Source organism: Serratia sp. JSRIV004, from assembly GCF_019968705.1.
Classification (GTDB): Bacteria; Pseudomonadota; Gammaproteobacteria; order Enterobacterales; family Enterobacteriaceae; genus Chania; species Chania fonticola_B.
This window is the reverse complement of record NZ_CP074140.1, coordinates 894052-910996: the sequence shown is the minus strand read 5'-3', so window position 1 is coordinate 910996 and position 16945 is coordinate 894052. Positions and strand designations below refer to the sequence as shown.

General features: G+C 55.1%; 17 protein-coding genes and 3 tRNA genes. 6 read left to right on the top strand and 14 right to left on the bottom strand.

Translation table 11 applies throughout. The annotated features are described in order from the left end of the window. Nucleotides 1–43: 43 nt before the first annotated feature. The 12 genes from deoB to KGP21_RS04230 all read right to left on the bottom strand — a co-directional run bounded on the left by deoB (nucleotide 44) and on the right by KGP21_RS04230 (nucleotide 11556). Nucleotides 44–1267, bottom strand: a complete 1224-nt coding sequence (gene deoB / locus KGP21_RS04285; RefSeq protein ID WP_021179221.1) for a phosphopentomutase — start codon at nucleotides 1265–1267, stop codon at nucleotides 44–46. Nucleotides 1268–1341: 74 nt separating this feature from the next. Then, nucleotides 1342–2664, bottom strand: a complete 1323-nt coding sequence (gene deoA, locus KGP21_RS04280) for a thymidine phosphorylase (protein WP_024527235.1) — start codon at nucleotides 2662–2664, stop codon at nucleotides 1342–1344. A 101-nt stretch (nucleotides 2665–2765) separates the two neighbouring features. After that, the gene (deoC, locus tag KGP21_RS04275; protein WP_037376682.1) at nucleotides 2766–3545 is read right to left on the bottom strand and encodes a deoxyribose-phosphate aldolase; all 780 of its coding nucleotides are present in this window, start codon (nucleotides 3543–3545) and stop codon (nucleotides 2766–2768) included. Between the two features lie 353 nt (nucleotides 3546–3898). Further along, nucleotides 3899–5176 carry a NupC/NupG family nucleoside CNT transporter gene (locus KGP21_RS04270; protein ID WP_059199644.1) on the bottom strand — a complete coding sequence of 426 codons (1278 nt, stop codon included), beginning with the start codon at nucleotides 5174–5176 and terminating at the stop codon, nucleotides 3899–3901. Nucleotides 5177–5353: 177 nt separating this feature from the next. Next, the gene (locus tag KGP21_RS04265; RefSeq protein WP_059199643.1) at nucleotides 5354–6148 is read right to left on the bottom strand and encodes a TatD family hydrolase; all 795 of its coding nucleotides are present in this window, start codon (nucleotides 6146–6148) and stop codon (nucleotides 5354–5356) included. Continuing rightward, on the bottom strand, nucleotides 6145–7242 hold the full coding sequence (locus KGP21_RS04260) for a patatin family protein (protein ID WP_223498863.1): 1098 nt from the start codon (nucleotides 7240–7242) through the stop codon (nucleotides 6145–6147). Before KGP21_RS04260 ends, KGP21_RS04265 begins: the two co-directional genes overlap by 4 nt. Nucleotides 7243–7252: 10 nt before the next feature. Next, complete coding sequence (locus KGP21_RS04255) at nucleotides 7253–7438, bottom strand: CsbD family protein (RefSeq protein ID WP_021179216.1); 186 nt, start codon at nucleotides 7436–7438, stop codon at nucleotides 7253–7255. A gap of 57 nt (nucleotides 7439–7495) precedes the next feature. Further along, nucleotides 7496–7657, bottom strand: a complete 162-nt coding sequence (locus KGP21_RS04250) for a DUF1328 domain-containing protein (protein ID WP_004933089.1) — start codon at nucleotides 7655–7657, stop codon at nucleotides 7496–7498. A gap of 140 nt (nucleotides 7658–7797) precedes the next feature. After that, complete coding sequence (gene osmY / locus KGP21_RS04245) at nucleotides 7798–8412, bottom strand: molecular chaperone OsmY (RefSeq protein ID WP_021808016.1); 615 nt, start codon at nucleotides 8410–8412, stop codon at nucleotides 7798–7800. Nucleotides 8413–8948: 536 nt separating this feature from the next. Beyond that, nucleotides 8949–10538, bottom strand: a complete 1590-nt coding sequence (gene prfC, locus KGP21_RS04240) for a peptide chain release factor 3 (protein WP_021808015.1) — start codon at nucleotides 10536–10538, stop codon at nucleotides 8949–8951. Nucleotides 10539–10730: 192 nt separating this feature from the next. Beyond that, nucleotides 10731–11174 (bottom strand): ribosomal protein S18-alanine N-acetyltransferase, encoded by a 444-nt coding sequence (rimI, locus tag KGP21_RS04235; RefSeq protein ID WP_037376676.1) that lies wholly within the window; start codon nucleotides 11172–11174, stop codon nucleotides 10731–10733. Next, nucleotides 11119–11556, bottom strand: a complete 438-nt coding sequence (locus KGP21_RS04230) for a DNA polymerase III subunit psi (protein WP_021179210.1) — start codon at nucleotides 11554–11556, stop codon at nucleotides 11119–11121. The genes rimI and KGP21_RS04230 overlap by 56 nt, the downstream gene beginning before the upstream one ends. Before the next feature lie 143 nt (nucleotides 11557–11699). Between KGP21_RS04230 and rsmC the strand changes: the two genes are divergently transcribed. After that, the gene (rsmC, locus tag KGP21_RS04225) at nucleotides 11700–12743 is read left to right on the top strand and encodes a 16S rRNA (guanine(1207)-N(2))-methyltransferase RsmC (RefSeq protein ID WP_024527242.1); all 1044 of its coding nucleotides are present in this window, start codon (nucleotides 11700–11702) and stop codon (nucleotides 12741–12743) included. A 64-nt stretch (nucleotides 12744–12807) separates the two neighbouring features. Here the strand turns inward: rsmC and KGP21_RS04220 are convergent, their stop codons facing one another. Then, a complete protein-coding gene (locus KGP21_RS04220; protein ID WP_223537284.1) occupies nucleotides 12808–13800 on the bottom strand; it encodes an aldo/keto reductase in 993 nt (330 codons plus the stop codon). 117 nt (nucleotides 13801–13917) lie between these two features. Here KGP21_RS04220 and KGP21_RS04215 point away from each other — a divergent pair, with 117 nt between their 5' ends. From KGP21_RS04215 to KGP21_RS04200, 4 genes are all read left to right on the top strand, one after another. Continuing rightward, on the top strand, nucleotides 13918–14868 hold the full coding sequence (locus KGP21_RS04215) for a LysR family transcriptional regulator (protein WP_021808012.1): 951 nt from the start codon (nucleotides 13918–13920) through the stop codon (nucleotides 14866–14868). A 65-nt stretch (nucleotides 14869–14933) separates the two neighbouring features. Further along, a tRNA-Leu gene (locus KGP21_RS04210) sits at nucleotides 14934–15020 on the top strand. Between the two features lie 35 nt (nucleotides 15021–15055). Then, nucleotides 15056–15142 (top strand) — tRNA-Leu (locus KGP21_RS04205). A gap of 43 nt (nucleotides 15143–15185) precedes the next feature. Next, nucleotides 15186–15272, top strand: a tRNA-Leu gene (locus KGP21_RS04200). 79 nt (nucleotides 15273–15351) lie between these two features. On the opposite strand, the gene KGP21_RS04195 is transcribed toward KGP21_RS04200, so the two are convergent. Further along, the gene (locus KGP21_RS04195) at nucleotides 15352–15636 is read right to left on the bottom strand and encodes a DUF1435 domain-containing protein (RefSeq protein ID WP_021808011.1); all 285 of its coding nucleotides are present in this window, start codon (nucleotides 15634–15636) and stop codon (nucleotides 15352–15354) included. A 238-nt stretch (nucleotides 15637–15874) separates the two neighbouring features. Here KGP21_RS04195 and KGP21_RS04190 point away from each other — a divergent pair, with 238 nt between their 5' ends. Further along, a complete protein-coding gene (locus tag KGP21_RS04190) occupies nucleotides 15875–16945 on the top strand; it encodes a GGDEF domain-containing protein (protein WP_021808010.1) in 1071 nt (356 codons plus the stop codon).

Sequence of the window (16945 nt, the reverse complement as noted above, 5' to 3'; positions counted from 1 at the left end):
AAATAAAGACGCTGGCATCAAGGCCAGCGTCATTAAAGCGATATTAAAACATGGATTTGCCGTAATCCATCGGCGATACGCCAAAATAGCTGGCGACGGTCTGGCCGATATCGGCGAAGGTTTCGCGATGCCCCAGCGAACCTGGTTTGACTTTCGGGCCATAGACCAGAACCGGGATGTGCTCACGGGTGTGGTCGGTGCCTGGCCAGGTCGGGTCGCAGCCGTGGTCAGCGGTGAAGATGATGATGTCATCCCCTTTCACCAGCTTCAGCAGCTCTGGCAGACGGCGGTCGAACAGCTCCAGCGCGGCAGCATAGCCAGCCACGTCACGGCGGTGGCCGTAGGAGGAGTCGAAATCAACAAAGTTGGTGAACACGATGGTGTTGTCACCGGCTTTTTCCATCTCGATCAAGGTGGCGTCGAACAGGGCGTCGATCCCGGTAGCTTTCACCTTCTTGGTGATCCCTACGTTGGCATAGATATCGGCAATCTTACCGATGGAAACCACTTCGCCACCCTTCTCATCTACCAGCTTTTTCAGCACGGTTGGAGCCGGGGGTTCCACGGCCAGATCGTGACGGTTACCGGTACGCTGGAACTCACCTGGCTTATTCCCCAGGAACGGACGGGCAATCACACGGCCGATGTTGTAGCCACCTTCGGTCAACTCTTCACGAGCGATCTCACACAGCTCGTAAAGGCGATCCAGGCCGAAAGTCTCTTCATGGCAGGCAATCTGGAACACCGAGTCCGCAGAGGTGTAGAAAATCGGCTTGCCGGTTTTCATATGCTCTTCGCCCAGTTGATCCAGGATCACGGTACCGGATGAATGGCAGTTACCGAGGTAGCCTGGCAGGTTGGCACGCGCCACCAGCTTGTCCAGCAGTTCCTGCGGGAAGCTGTTGTGCTCGTCCGAGAAGTAGCCCCAGTCGAACAAGACTGGCACACCGGCAATTTCCCAGTGACCTGATGGCGTATCTTTACCGGAGGAAAGCTCGCTGGCATGGCCGTAAGCACCAATGATTTCAGCGTCTTTATCCAACCCTTCCGGGAACTTGCCGGTCGATTCTTCCGCCGCTTTGCCCAAGCCCAAACGGCTCAGGTTTGGCAGGGTCAGCGGGCCGCTACGGCCCACGTTGGCTTCGCCGCGCGCACAGGCAGCAGCGATATGGCCAAGGGTATCGGAACCTTCATCACCAAAGCTTTTGGCATCTTCACTCGCGCCAATGCCGAATGAGTCTAATACCATAATAAATGTACGTTTCATCATACTCTCCTGCGTATTCACGCTGAGGGCGACAGCGAAAAGGCCGCTGCCACTCCTGATTCTTTAGACAGAGGTTATTCGGTGATGCGTTTGTAAACCACCGGCGTGACTTCTGGCGCTTTGTCGCCCAGAACCATCGCGCTGCGTACCGCATCTGCCGCCTGCTGCCAGCTTTCTTCGTCGTTGGCATGGATAACCGCCAATGGACGCTGCGTATCGACAGTGTCGCCAAGGCGGGCCACATCGGTCAGGCCCACGCTGTAGTCGATGCTGTCGGTCGCGCGACGACGGCCACCGCCCAGTGACACCACCGCCATACCCAGAGCACGGGTATCCATCGCGGTAATGATACCTGGTTTCTCGGCATAAACCGGCTTGGTTAACGTCGCGGCTGGCAGATAGCTGTCGTAACGCTCGATAAAATCGCTTGGGCCTTTCTGTGCCGCCACCATGCGGCCAAAGATTTCCGCCGCTTTGCCGTTATCCAGCACCGCCTGCAGTTTGGCACGAGCGTCAGCATCGTCGGTAGCCAGGCCGCCAGACAGCAGCATTTCCACGCTCAACGCCATGGTCACTTCCAGCAGACGCGGATTGCGATATTCCCCGGTCAGGAAGCGTACCGCTTCACGCACTTCGACCGCATTACCGGCGCTGGAAGCCAGCACCTGGTTCATATCGGTCAACAGCGCGGTAGTCTTGCAACCGGCACCATTCGCAACGCCCACGATCGCCTGCGCCAGATCGTCAGAAAGCTGGTAGGTCGGCATAAAGGCACCGCTGCCAACCTTCACGTCCATCACCAACGCATCCAGCCCTTCGGCCAGTTTCTTAGCCAGAATAGAGCCGGTGATCAGCGGAATGGAGTCGACGGTAGCGGTGATATCGCGCGTCGCGTAGAAACGCTTGTCTGCCGGAGCCAGTGAACTGGTCTGGCCGATAATCGCCACGCCAACGTCTTTGATGATCTTACGGAACGCGTTGTCATCCGGGAAAATATCAAAACCTGGGATCGCTTCCAGTTTGTCCAGCGTACCGCCAGTGTGGCCCAGACCACGGCCTGAAATCATCGGTACGTAGCCGCCACAGGCTGCCACCATCGGGCCAAGCATCAGCGAAGTCACGTCGCCCACGCCGCCGGTAGAGTGTTTATCCACAATCGGGCCGTTCAGCGACAGGCTTTTCCAGTCCAGCACCGTGCCGGAATCACGCATTGCCATGGTCAGCGCCACACGCTCTGGCATGGTCATGTCGTGGAAATAGATGGTCATCGCCAGCGCAGCAATCTGCCCTTCTGACACCACGTTATCGCGAATGCCGTTAATGAAGAAGCGGATCTCAGCTTCGCTCAACGGTTGCCCGTCACGTTTTTTACGGATTATTTCTTGTGCCAAGAACAAAGTAGCCCCCTGTTTTAGCTAAATAGAGTCATTCGATACGCCTGCGCGCTGCGTTAACGGGGCCGCTTGGCAGCCCCAACGCAACAAGACGTGAGAGAAAATCAGTAACCGTTACCAGCGGCTTGGGTGCTATGCCCCAGCGTGGTCAGCAGGCTGGCTAACAGGCTCGAAGCACCAAAGCGGAAGTGGCGCGCGTCGGCCCAGTCTTCTCCCAGCAGACGCCCGGCAAGTTGCAGATACTGTTGAGCATCTTCAGCGGTACGCACGCCACCGGCTGGCTTGAAGCCAACGGTTTTGCCTACGCCCATATCACGGATCACGGTCATCATCAGCTCAGCGCTTTCCAGCGTGGCGTTGACCGGCACCTTACCGGTAGAAGTCTTGATAAAATCAGCACCAGCCTTGATAGAGATCTCGGAGGCTTTACGGATCAGTTCCGCCTGCTTCAGCTCACCGGTTTCGATGATCACTTTCAGCAGCACGTTGGCAGCGGCGCAGGCCTGCTTGCACTGTTTGACCAGCTCAAACCCGACTTCCTCGTTACCGGCCATCAGGGCACGGTAAGGGAATACCACGTCAACTTCATCGGCACCGTAGGCGATGGCCGCACGGGTTTCTGCCACGGCGATGTCGATATCATCATTGCCATGGGGGAAGTTGGTGACGGTGGCGATACGGATATCTGGCGTCCCCTGCTCACGCAGCGTTTTGCGGGCAATCGGGATAAAACGCGGATAGATGCAGATGGCGGCAGTATGGCCTGCCGGGCTGTTCGCCTGACGACACAACGCGATCACTTTCTCGTCGGTGTCATCTTCGTTCAGCGTGGTTAAATCCATCAGGTTCAGCGCGCGTTGCGCTGCTGCGGTTAATTCGGTCATAAAACTCTCCAACTGAGCATTCTGATGTTGGCGAGCGGACTTGGTTCCTTGAAGATAGCGCGCGGGATAGTCTTCCCACGCCAGCAACTGAGATCCTTCTCACCGCACATAGCCCTTCGATTTTCGCATAGCCAGCAATCGCCATTTGAACACGATCACTCTGGCATATTTGTGCTCTGATTCACACTACACAGGATAGCACTGTAACAGGACTGAATTATATGTGAAGATCATCACAAAATAACGCGATATTGTTCACAAATTCACTAAAGAGACGGCGGTCGTCAGGCGAATGCCCTTTTTGCAGGCAACCAGGCCCCTTCAAGAGCCTGGTTGTTGATATCAAGTATAGCTTACAACGCCAGGAAGAATCCGGCGATGGTGGCGCTCATCAGGTTGGATAAGGTACCGGCTGCCACCGCTTTCAACCCGAAACGAGCAATGTCGTGACGACGGCCTGGTGCCATGCTGCCTAGACCACCCAGCAGGATAGCTACGGAAGACAGGTTGGCAAACCCACACAGCGCGAAGGAGATGATCGCCTTGGTGTGCTGTGACAACACCTGTAGACCCTCAGCAGCCACCACGTCATCTGGACGCAGGTAGGCACCAAAGTTCATGTAGGCCACGAATTCGTTAACGATCACCTTCTGCCCGATAAACGAACCGGCCACCATCGCTTCACTCCAAGGCACACCAATCAGGAACGCGATTGGCGAGAACACCCAGCCCAGGATCAGCTCCAGCGACAGCTGTGGGAAATCGAACCAGCCACCAATACCGCCAAGAATACCGTTAAGCAACGCGATCAGAGCGATAAATGCCAACAGCATCGCCCCCACGTTCAGCGCCAACTGCATACCGGATGCCGCACCCGAGGCAGCAGCGTCGATGACGTTGGCCGGGCGGTCATCTTCGGCGATCAGCTTCATCGCATCGGCTCGGTCTTGGGTATTTTCGGTTTCCGGCACCATCAGTTTGGCAAACAACAGCCCACCCGGCGCGGCCATAAAGGACGCGGCGATCAGGTATTCCAACGGTACGCCCATCTGGGCATAGCCCGCCAGCACGGAACCGGCTACCGAAGCCAGGCCGCCGCACATCACGGCAAACAGTTCCGACTGGGTCATGGTGGCGATATAAGGGCGCACCACCAGCGGCGCTTCGGTCTGCCCCACAAAAATATTGGCCGTGGCTGACAGCGATTCCGTCCGCGAAGTACCCAACAGCTTATGTAAACCACCGCCGAGGAGCTTGATCACCACCTGCATGATGCCCAGGTAATAGAGCACCGCAATCAGCGAGGAGAAGAACACAATCACCGGTAACACGCGCAGGGCGAACACGAAGCCGCCACCGCCGAACACTTCAAACATTTTGTCGGAAACCAGGCCACCAAAGATAAAAGAGATGCCCTCGTTACCGTAAGCGATGACGTTTGCCACCCCTTCCGACATGCCACCAAGAATACGTCGCCCGATCGGGACATAGAGCACTAGCGCGCCAATGCCAACCTGGATGATAAACGCGCCGAGTACGGTACGCAGTTTAATAGCGCGCCGGTTGCTGGAAAGCAGCACCGCAATGGCGATCAAGACCACCATACCGACCAGGCTCATGAAGAGTTGCATACGAATATGTCCCTGTTGCGAAGAAGAAATGCCCCCGACCCGCAGGATAAAACGGGTTGCCCAAGGGCGATAATGGGACGCAATTATACTGAGCGAGGCGGGATGAGACTCGTTTTATGTCACAAATATATACAAGTGGAAGTAACTGAAAATCACACAACGTGATTCAAATCACATTTAAAGTGAGAGGTACGGATCTAATGCAAACAGGGATTGGCTATTTTGTTGTAGCTGTTCGGCAATGTCGTCGGCAGATTCAGGCCGCAGTTGGCAGAGTACCTGAAATACCTCCGCAGCCCGTTCAGGTCGGTTCGGCTGCCCTTGATAACCCGCCAACGGCATGTCCGGCGCATCGGTTTCCAGCAACAGCGAGGTCAACGGCAACTGCGCCATCACCTGGCGGGTTTTCTGCGCCCGCTCGTAGCTGATCGTGCCGCCTACACCAATGTAATAACCGAGGCGAATAAAGGCCTGCGCCTGAGCCAGACTGCCAGCAAAGCCATGCACCACACCACGGCGCGGCACCTCGGTACGACGCAATGCGGCAGCTAACTGATCGTGGCTACGGCGAGAGTGCAGGATCACCGGCAGATCATACTGCTTTGCCAGCTTCAGCTGTGCCTTGAGCAACGCCTGTTGGCGTTCAAACTGCGGCTCGGCCATATACAGATCCAACCCTATCTCCCCCACCGCGACCAGCTTCTGCGGCTTACTGGCCAGAAAACCTGCCAGTTGTTCGAGCTGCTCATCATGGTGTTGGGCGATATACAGTGGGTGTAACCCCAGCGCGGCAAACAACGGAGTATGTTCGCGCGCCAGTTTGAGAATACGCACAAAGCGATCGGCCGTTACCGCTGGCACAATAATTTGCTGCACCCCAGCTTGCGCGGACAGTGCCAGGCTCGCTTGCTCATCCCCGCTAAAAGGCGGGAAATCAAAGTGGCAATGGGTATCCGTAAAGGCGTAACTCACAGCACATCTCCGTCACCTGGCAGGATGATTTTTGGTGGCAGTTCAGGTTGCACGGCATGGCCCTGCGGGTTGAGCACATCGGTAATAATCGGCGAAGGCATCCGCACGGTTTCCGGCTGGATCAGACGACGCGAGAGCGACTTTTTCACCTTCATACCATCCATCTTTTCCTGCTCCAGCAGCCAGTGGCCAACCGTAGCCAGGAAATAGCGCCCACAACGGCGGCCCAGATGGTAATCGCGATTAAGCGCGGGCAAACGGCTGCCGAGCGCATTGCTCGCCAGCGGCTTAGGCGGGAATATTTCGAAGATGCGCAGTTTACCGGGAGGTTTTTCAATAAATTGCTGGATGCGCAAATAGCTCTGCTCATGATGCTGCAACACCCGCACCATTTGCTGCAGGCTGCTTTCACCCAGCCATTGCTCCATGCGTTTCATCCACTTCGGCGTATAAACCATCTGTGAAGGTACGGTGCGGATCACCACGATGGTATCCGCCCCACGGCGATAGGCCTCTTCCACGGGGATAGCATCGCTGATGCCGCCATCCTGATAGCTGATGCCATCCAGCTCTACGCCCATACGATAAAAACCGGGAATGGCGCTGGAGGCCTTGATTGCCGGTAACCAGCTATCCCGTGCCGCAGGGAGATAAACCGGCGTAAAGTCATCGCTGCGGCAGGCACACATCAAAAATTCACGGCCATCGCCCAACTGTTGCTCCGCCACGTCAAAGGCCAGTGGCAACTGTTGCGAGGTGATGTCCAACAACCAATCGAGATCGATAAGATGCCCACCACGTACAAAGCGCAGCGGGTTGAAGAAATTGGCAGAGGTGGTGTAGCGGGTGATCACCCGCCGTGCGTAGCCCATCTGGCCACAAATAAATGCCGACAGGTTCTGCGCGCCGGCAGAGGTGCCAATCATCAGCTCAAAAGGGTTGAAGCGGGCGCGCTGGAATTCATCCAGTACACCGGCGGTAAAGATACCGCGCTGTCCGCCGCCCTCACACACCAGCGCCATTTTACCGGGCCGGTATGGTTTATACGCCAGGGGTTCAATATTCCCGAGCGTGATGGGTATTCTGTATCCCAACCCTATATCCTCAATGTGGCCGTTTTCTCGAGGATACCTCTTCTTGCTCTCTTCCGTAATCTTCTTGTAATACGCCAGAGAGGCAGTCATTGCTCCCTGCCAGCCACAGGCCGTCATTGCCGGAAAACTCCGCCCATGCCTGCCAAACCTGGCCTTTCAGCTGTTTCCAACGGCCAACAATGATGTCGCTATTCATGACCTGCCTCCTGGCGCCGAGAAAAAGAATCAAGCTTTGTTACAGTTTAGAGAGACGCTAAGGGCGCCGACGGCCGGTAAACAGGCTGACCAGGAACAGAATGATCCCTACCACGAACACGACTTTGGCGGCCCAGGCAGCAGTACCTGCCAACGAACCAAAACCCAGTGCTGCGGCGATCAATGCAATAACTAAAAATATAATGCCCCATCGAAACATAAGCCTCTCCTTACCATGGTGATAAAAATTTCGCGTTTGGCTCGCCCCTGCTGGGTGCGGCTTAAAACTGCGGATTATTCTATTTCTGGTAGTACATCCCAGGCGTTAGCCTGGGAGTTGTTGCTTACTGTTACTGACGATTAAGGTTTTACCGCCAGATCGTTCTTGACGCTTTTCACGCCATCAATGGCTTTGGCAATACTTTCTGCACGATCAGACTGCGCCTGGGTTTTCACCTCACCGGAAAGCTGCACCACACCATCGGTGGTTTCTACTTTCACGTTGCGTGAAGGCACGATGTCGTCGGCCAGCAGTTTGGCTTTCAGTTCGCTGGTAGTCGCAGTGTCACCGGCATAGGATTTCACCGACTGGGTCGCTTGATCTTTCACGTGTAGCTTATCGCTGACGGATTTGACCCCTTCTACCCGACCTGCAACGTCTACCGCTTTCTCAGCCTGAGCCTGAGTGGCGACAAAACCGCTTAACGTCACCACACCTTTTTCGGTTTCCACCGAGATGTCGGTGCTTTTGATGGCTTTATCGTCAACCAGCGCAGTTTTAACTTTAGCCGTTATGCCGCTGTCATCCATATAGTTGTCGACTTTTTTCATGGAGCTATCGATTTTGGCACCAGTACTATCAACTACGCCTGATGCTTTGTTCATCATGGTCTCTTCAGCCAGGGCTGAACCACTAACCAGTACCGAACCCAAAACGACTGCCATCAGCGAATGTGCAAACTTGGTATTTTTCATCGATCTCTTCCTTCTTGTTGTAGAACCCCAAACTGCTGTGGGCTCTGGTGCCGCCAGAGTGCGGCTAACTCAAATGAATACTTCACGATCTCTATACAATCAAACGTTCACGACCGGACTATTGCTCTACGGTAAGTATACCTGCAATGCCCGTGCCAAGTTAAAAACGCCGTTAAAAATCAACAACAACAAAACAAATGAGCAACAATTAAGCGCAAAACTGTCGTCTATTGGAGACATATGACAGTTGATTTGGGATCCACATCACTATCTTATTGATATTACTAAGATAGGACTGTCTCCGATCGGCAACACTACCGAATAACTCTCTAAAATATGTGGATACGATAGTATTTTACGCTCAGATATCGCTACGCACCCTGATAAATATAGACCATCAGCGAAAACTTGCCGCCAGATCGCGGAAAATCTTGTTCGGTCTAGACGAAAGGATTAGTGAGAAGGGTTTAATAATTAGCAGGATGGGGGCTGAAGAAGGAAAACACAGGGCGCTTAGAAGCGCCCTGTTGACGAGATTAATGCTCGCGGGTTTTGCGGAACACCACTTCTGGGTAGCGTTCCTGAGTCAGGTTGAGGTTCACCATGGTTGGTGCGATATACGACAGGTTGTTGCCGCCGTCCAGCGCCAGGTTCAGCTCGCTCTTACGCTTGAACTCTTCGAATTTCTTCACGTCGTCGCACTCGACCCAACGGGCTGTGGAGACGTTCACCGATTCATACAGCGCTTCCACGTTGTATTCGCTTTTCAGACGGGCAACCACCACGTCAAACTGCAGCACGCCGACCGCACCAACGATCAGATCGTTGTTGGCGATTGGGCGGAATACCTGCACCGCCCCCTCTTCCGACAGTTGGACCAGCCCCTTCAACAACTGTTTCTGCTTGAGCGGATCGCGCAGGCGGATACGGCGGAACAGTTCTGGCGCAAAGTTCGGAATACCGGTGAACTTCATATCCTCACCCTGGGTGAAGGTATCGCCGATCTGAATGGTGCCGTGGTTATGCAAGCCAATGATGTCGCCTGGATAGGCTTCTTCAACGTGCGAGCGGTCACCGGCCATAAAGGTCAGCGCATCGGAGATCACCACGTCTTTGCCGGTACGAACCTGGCGCAACTTCATGCCTTTCTCATAGCGGCCAGACACCACGCGCATAAACGCCACACGGTCGCGGTGTTTAGGATCCATGTTTGCCTGGATCTTGAACACGAAGCCGGTGAATTTCTCTTCAGCGGCGACCACTTCACGGGTATCGGTTTTACGCGGCATTGGCGCAGGCGCCCAGGCCACCAGCCCATCAAGCATATGATCGACACCGAAGTTGCCCAAAGCGGTACCGAAGAACACCGGGGTCAGTTCGCCTGCCAGGAAGGCTTCCTGCTCAAACTCATGGGAGGCCCCTTGCACCAGTTCCAGCTCATCACGCAGCTGGGCGGCCAGATCTTCGCCTACGGCAGCATCGAGCTCCGGGTTGTTCAACCCTTTAACGATGCGCACTTCCTGAATGGTGTGGCCTTTACCTGTCTGGTACAGATAGGTTTCATCTTTATAGAGATGGTAAACCCCTTTGAACAGCTTGCCGCAGCCGATCGGCCAGGTGATCGGCGAGCAGGCGATTTTCAGTTCGCGCTCAACTTCGTCCATCACTTCCATCGGATCGCGGATGTCACGGTCAAGTTTGTTCATGAAGGTCAGGATCGGCGTATCACGCAGGCGGGTAACTTCCATCAGCTTGCGGGTACGATCTTCAACGCCTTTTGCGGCGTCGATGACCATCAGGCAGCAGTCCACCGCCGTCAAGGTACGGTAGGTATCTTCGGAGAAGTCTTCGTGCCCAGGGGTATCGAGCAGGTTGACCAAGCAGTCGCGGTACGGGAACTGCATCACCGAGGTGGTGATTGAAATACCACGTTGTTTTTCCATCTCCATCCAGTCGGATTTGGCATGCTGGCTGGAGCCACGGCCCTTTACCGTACCGGCGGTCTGGATAGCGTGTCCGAATAACAGCACCTTCTCGGTGATGGTGGTTTTACCCGCATCGGGGTGCGAGATAATGGCGAAAGTTCTTCTTTTCGCAACTTCGCGGGCGAATTCACTAGGAGACATGTTTTTCACGTTTCTATGGTTAGTCCGCCCTGCTCATCATCACAACGCGCCAATCGCGGCGCCAGGCAAAGCGGTAATAAAAAGATAGTAGCCGAGTATTTTCGCTGATTTACCAACCGGTGACAATCAATGGTTTCTTCGGTACAAGATAATGGCAGGCCAAACTGGCTGCACAAGGGGAACTATAAGTAGCTACCCCAGCGGCAGCGCCATAACGATCGCGTCTTCGCGGCCACTGGCTGCGGGGTAATAGTTGCGGCGCACCGTCACTTCATTGAAGCCAAGGTCTTCGTAGAGTGCTATCGCTCCGCGGTTGGAGGCTCGAACCTCCAGCCATAGAGTGACCACACCGCGCGCTGCCAATTGCTCGATCACGGCAGTCAGCAAAGTGCGGCCAAAGCCCCGGCGCTGCCAGCTTGGATGGATGGCAATATTAAACAGCGTGGCTTCGTCCAGCACGATTTGGGTAATGGCAAAACCCGCCATTTGCCCTTCAGCTTCCAGTTTCAGGTTAAGGTAACGTTCACCCTGATTGCTGGCTAGCGTCGCCTCGGTCCAGGGAAACGCATGGCTGGCTTGTTCAATCTTGAAGGCTGTGGCCAGATCGGCCGCTGTCAGGGTAGAAATGCTGTTCATGATGACAAATCTGCTGCCAGAGCGCGCGTTTCGCACTCGCATCTTGAGAAAGCTCGGCCAGCGCCGGGCTATGTAGTTGCGCGCCGGCCACCGCTAACGGCTCCGTGACGCCCAACCGCCAACTGTTGCACTCGGTATCTTGTGGCAGCATCGCTACCTGATCCGGTGTCAGGCCATAGGTTTGTGCCGCCGTCAGCCCCAGGCTGCGCAGCACGTCACAAAACAGCGGGTCGTGCTGGTCTGGCAATGTCTGCGCCACCACCAGCAGGCGCACGTGTGGGGGCACGCTTACCGCCACCTCCCCCTGCAACACTCCAGGGCGGCGTAATGTCCACTGCGTAATCCCCAGCTGTTGTAACAACCAGTCGCGTTTTGATGCCATGCCGATCCCCGTGTGTGACGCACCCTACCTGCCCTATGCCGCGCTATGCTAACAAACCCGCGCAGCCTGCGCCAACAAACCCGTCGAACATCTGGCCACAAAGCTCTATAATCTCCGGCTAAATCTTGAGGAGCCGAAAACTGATGTCTGCATTAACCCCCGCCAGTGAAGTCATGCTGCGCCACAGTGATGAATTTATGGAACGCCGCGTGCTGTTTGCCGGCGATCTGCAGGATACCCTGCCGGCCCAATTCGAGGCCGCGGATGTGCGTGTCCACACCCAGCAATACCATCACTGGCAGTTACTGAACCGGACGATGGGAGAGCATGCACAGTTCGGCCTGACGATCGATCCTGCCTTCGTCGCCGAGTGCGATACGCTGGTGTATTACTGGCCAAAGAGCAAGCAGGAAGCTCAGTTCCAACTGTGCAATATCCTGGCCCTGCTGCCGGTTGGCGCAGAAATTTTTGTCGTCGGTGAAAACCGCAGCGGCGTGCGCAGTGCGGAACAAACCCTGGAAGGCCATGCCACGCTTGCCAAGATCGACAGCGCTCGCCGCTGTGGGTTGTATCATGGCCGCATCGATGTGCAGACCCAGTTTGATCTGGCCGACTGGTGGGAAAGCTATCAGCTGCACGATCTGGAAGTGAAGACGCTGCCTGGCGTGTTCAGCCGTGACGGCCTGGACGTTGGCAGTTCACTGCTGCTCTCCACGCTGGAAAAACACATGAAAGGCAAAGTGCTGGACGTGGGTTGTGGCGCTGGCGTAATGGCTTCGGTGCTGTCTAAACTGTCGCCGAAAATGAAGCTGACCCTCAGCGACGTCAACGCCGCAGCCGTAGAATCCAGCCGGGCGACACTGGCTGCCAACGGTATTGAAGGGGAAGTGATCGTCAGTAACGTCTACTCCGACATTACCGGCCGCTTTGACCTGATCATCTCCAACCCACCGTTCCATGACGGCCTGGCCACCAGCCTGACCGCCGCAGAAACGCTGATCCGCGGGGCGTTAAAACACCTGCCAATCGGTGGCCAACTGCGTATCGTCGCCAACGCCTTCCTGCCTTACCCGGATATTCTGGATGCCACCTTCGGCAGCCATGAAGTGTTGGCGCAGAATGGCCGCTTCAAGGTGTACAAAGCCACCGTGGCCCGCCAGCCACGCGATGCGAAGAAGAAAAGGTAGTAGGTCAGGATTCCCCCTTACCACTCTGGTTAGGGGGAAATATCCTCACTGTAGCCCCCTGCCATCAACCGTTAACCAACTCCATACCTACCGTTGTATAGCGTGCACCTGCCACGCCTGCCTGTGGGAATACAGCCTCGATCGCTGCCAATTCCTGCTCACTTAACGAGATCTCCGCTGCCGCGACGTTCTCTTCCAGATAGCGCCGACGTTTGGTACCAGGGATTGGGACAATATTTTCCCCCTGCGCCATTACCCAGGCCAACACCAGTTGCGACGGGGTCACGCCTTTCTGCCTGGCCAGTTCACTGACCTTGGTGACCAGCTCCAGATTGCGAGCAAAGTTTTCCCCTTGAAAACGTGGATTGTCGCGGCGGAAATCGTCTGCAGCCAAGTCCTCGATACTCTGGATCGCCCCGGTCAGGAAGCCACGCCCAAGCGGGCTATAGGCGACAAAGCCAATGCCCAAACGTTGGCAAGCGGCCAGTTGCCCCTGCTCGGCATCCCTGCTCCACAAGGAATATTCAGTCTGCAACGCGGTGATCGGATGCACCTGGTGAGCGCGTTCCAACGTGGCAACCGAGGCTTCACTCAGGCCAATATGACGGATCTTGCCTTCTTTGATCAGATCCGCCAGGGTGCCAACCACCTCTTCGATCGGTACCGTAGGGTCGACCCGATGCTGGTAGTAAAGATCGATGGTTTCTACCCCCAGCCGCTGCAAGCTGCCTTCTACCGAGCGACGGATATAGTCCGGTTTACTGCTCACGCCCCGCGCTGTGGGATCTGCCGGATCGCGCACAATACCGAACTTGGTGGCCAGAAATACCTGGTCGCGTTTGCCTTTGATCGCCTTGCCGATCAGTTGTTCATTGGTGTGCGGGCCGTACATATCTGCGGTGTCCAGCAGCGTCACCCCCAGTTCCAGAGCCCGATGTAGCGTGGCGATCGCTTCCTGCTCGTCATAGCCGGTGAAGTAAAAATCGCTCATCCCCATGCAACCTAAACCCAGGGCAGAGACGAGGGGGCCATTAGTACCTAATTTGCGCTGTTGCATTGTGTGGTCCTTGTTGAACATGGATGTCGAAACAAAGTCTGGTTGTTTATGCCACAAAGATAAATAATGCAGATTGCACATCACTGTTCATAAATCACCAACAATGCGGGCGGAAAAATGGATCAGGTTCAGGCTATGCGCATCTTTACCCGGATCGTGGAACTAGGCAGCTTCAGCCGCGCGGCCGAACGGTTACAACTGCCGCGAGCCACGGTAAGCAACGTGCTCAAACGCCTGGAGCAACGGCTTGGCGTCAGATTATTGGTGCGCACCACGCGCCAGGTTCAGGTCACCGCCGAGGGGACGCTGTACTACCAACGTTGTCTGCACCTGCTGGACGCCCTGGAAGAAGCAGATACCCTGTTCAGCCACCACAAGCTGCAACCTACCGGCAAGGTGCGGATCGATATGCCCCATTCGCTGGCGCGGGAAATCGTTATCCCGGCGCTCGATGAGTTCTATCAACGCTATCCAGAAATAGAAATTGCGCTGGGGGCCAACGACACCCACGTTGATCTGCTGCGCGAAGGTGTGGACTGCGTGCTGCGGGCTTGGGAAACCGCAGACGATACGCTGGTTGCCCGGCGGATTGCCCAACTGCCGCAGCTCACCTGCGCCTCCCCCGATTATCTAAAAGCGTTTGGTACCCCACAATCGATCGACGAGCTGCAACATCATCGGGCGGTGGGCTATTTCTCTTTGGTGAATAACCGCAACTACCCGCTGGAATTTTGCCGTGATGGTCACCTTGAGCTTCGCGAATTGCCAAGCAGATTGAGCGTTAGCGGAGCCGATGCCTACACCAGTGCCTGCCGTGCCGGATTGGGCCTCATCCAGGGGGCGCGTTATACGCTCTCTCCCTGGTTGCAAAGTGGTGAAATGGTGGAAGTGCTGGCCGATACGCCACCACCGCCGATGCCGATCTACATCATGTATCCGCCTGGCCGTTTCCTCGCCCCTCGTGTCAGGGTATTGATTGATTGGCTGATTACGTTGTTCGAGGGCCATAAAAGCGCTGATATGCCGTTTTTTACAGCAAACGCCGCTAATCCAGGAAATAACTATTGACGTCCCCGCCAAAATCTCTAGAATTCGCCTCCGTGGTAGCGTTACTCCGGTAACGTATCTGGTATGCGAAGGTGGCGGAATTGGTAGACGCGCTAGCTTCAGGTGTTAGTGTCCTTACGGACGTGAGGGTTCAAGTCCCTCTCTTCGCACCAAATAACCACATGATTTATATTGCACAGCATCGTATGCGAAGGTGGCGGAATTGGTAGACGCGCTAGCTTCAGGTGTTAGTGTTCTTACGGACGTGAGGGTTCAAGTCCCTCTCTTCGCACCAAGCTGGTGATATAAATCGACATCAAAGCAACACATCAAACTGTGCGAAGGTGGCGGAATTGGTAGACGCGCTAGCTTCAGGTGTTAGTGTTCTTACGGACGTGAGGGTTCAAGTCCCTCTCTTCGCACCACTTGATGGGTTCTCTTCTAGCTGTTCCTGCATTAAAACTCACTGAAAAAACCAACACGCTCAGGCGTGGTTTTGTCGTTTCAGTTAAAGCTGAAATGCAGGCTGATTGCGGCCAGTCCTCCGGCTAGAGCCATGCAGGAAGGGAGCAGCAGGTAATGACGCCAGCGGCTGTTAAACAGCATCACCAGCGTGGCCAGCATAGCAACCACGATCAGAGTACGTAGTTGCATCATATCCAGGTCGATCAACGCCAGAAACGGCATCAGAGCACAGGGCAGCAACACGCCCCAGGCGCTGGCAAGCCGATTCCCCAGGCACCAACTGATGCCCCATAATCCACAAGCGGTAACCATGGCTGCTAACATGATAACCCCACCCTTTAAGTGATAATGATAACCAATATCATATAACACTTTTTTTGGGCCCGCACTCTTTTCAAGATCCGGCTGAACGCGGATGACAGCCTGCGCGAAAAATGTTAGTTTCATATAAGAAAATTCTTAACATTTATAGTCTGTTAATAATAACTAATTGGAATTATTCAGCAGGCATTGTCCAACATTTTTCCTTCGACCGGCCCCATTGGTAAAGAGTGATCCCCGTATGAACTCGCGTTCTTATCAGCAACTGCAAACCAGCAAACAGCGCTTATCCCTGTTTCTTTTCTTGTTGATGAATGCAGCCTCTGCCATTTTTACTTTATTCGTGCCCTTTAAAGAAATCCCGGCATTCACGCTGCCGCTATTGTGCATTCCAGCAATTTGCCTGGCGGCCATGCTATTTACGCTGTATTCACCGCGCCACTATGTCCAAAGGCTCAACCTGCTCGCCATCACCCTTGGGTTGCTATGGGCAGCGCACATCTATAGCAAGAGTCAACTTATCGCCAGTGACAACCACAGCTTTTTGCTGATCAGCCTGTTCAGTATTTTCTTTATCAGCGCGATCTCGCTGACGGATAACCTGCTGGCCTTCTGTCTGCATGCCGTTCCCTCGGCGCTGATAATCCTGTGGCTGGACGGCATGCATAACACCATGCGTATTCTGTTCACCACCCTGCTGCCAATCGTCGCCTTCTCGGTGCATCATTTGCTGTTGAAGCGCAGCGAAATGTTTACCCAACATCTGGTGGCCAACCTGTATCACGAACGGGATAAGTTCAGCGATCTGAGCATGATCGATCCGCTAACCGGCCTGTATAACCGCCGTGGGCTGGAGAGTAAGCTGGATCAGTTGCTCTCGCCCACTTCGGGCAACCACTTTGTGCTGCTACTCGATATTGACCACTTCAAGGTCTACAACGATCGCTACGGTCACACCCTGGGCGATCAAGCTTTAGTCCAGGTGGCAACGACCATCCGCGATGCGGTGCGCTCACGGGATATCGTGGTGCGTTACGGCGGAGAAGAGTTTTTGGTTCTGCTGACCAACGTCGGTGAAGATTACGCGGCCTATCTGGCGGAAAAGGTGCGCCAATGCGTGCAGGAATTGACCATCACCCATCGTTTCCACGCGCAGGAGACAACCAGGGTGACGTTAAGCGCCGGGATTTCTGCTCTGGATAAGCTGGACATCGACTCTGCGATCTGTGCCGCCGACGCCGCGCTGTACCGGGCCAAAAACAGTGGCCGCAACAATATTCAGCTAGCCCCCCACCCTCAGCCAGTCGCCTGA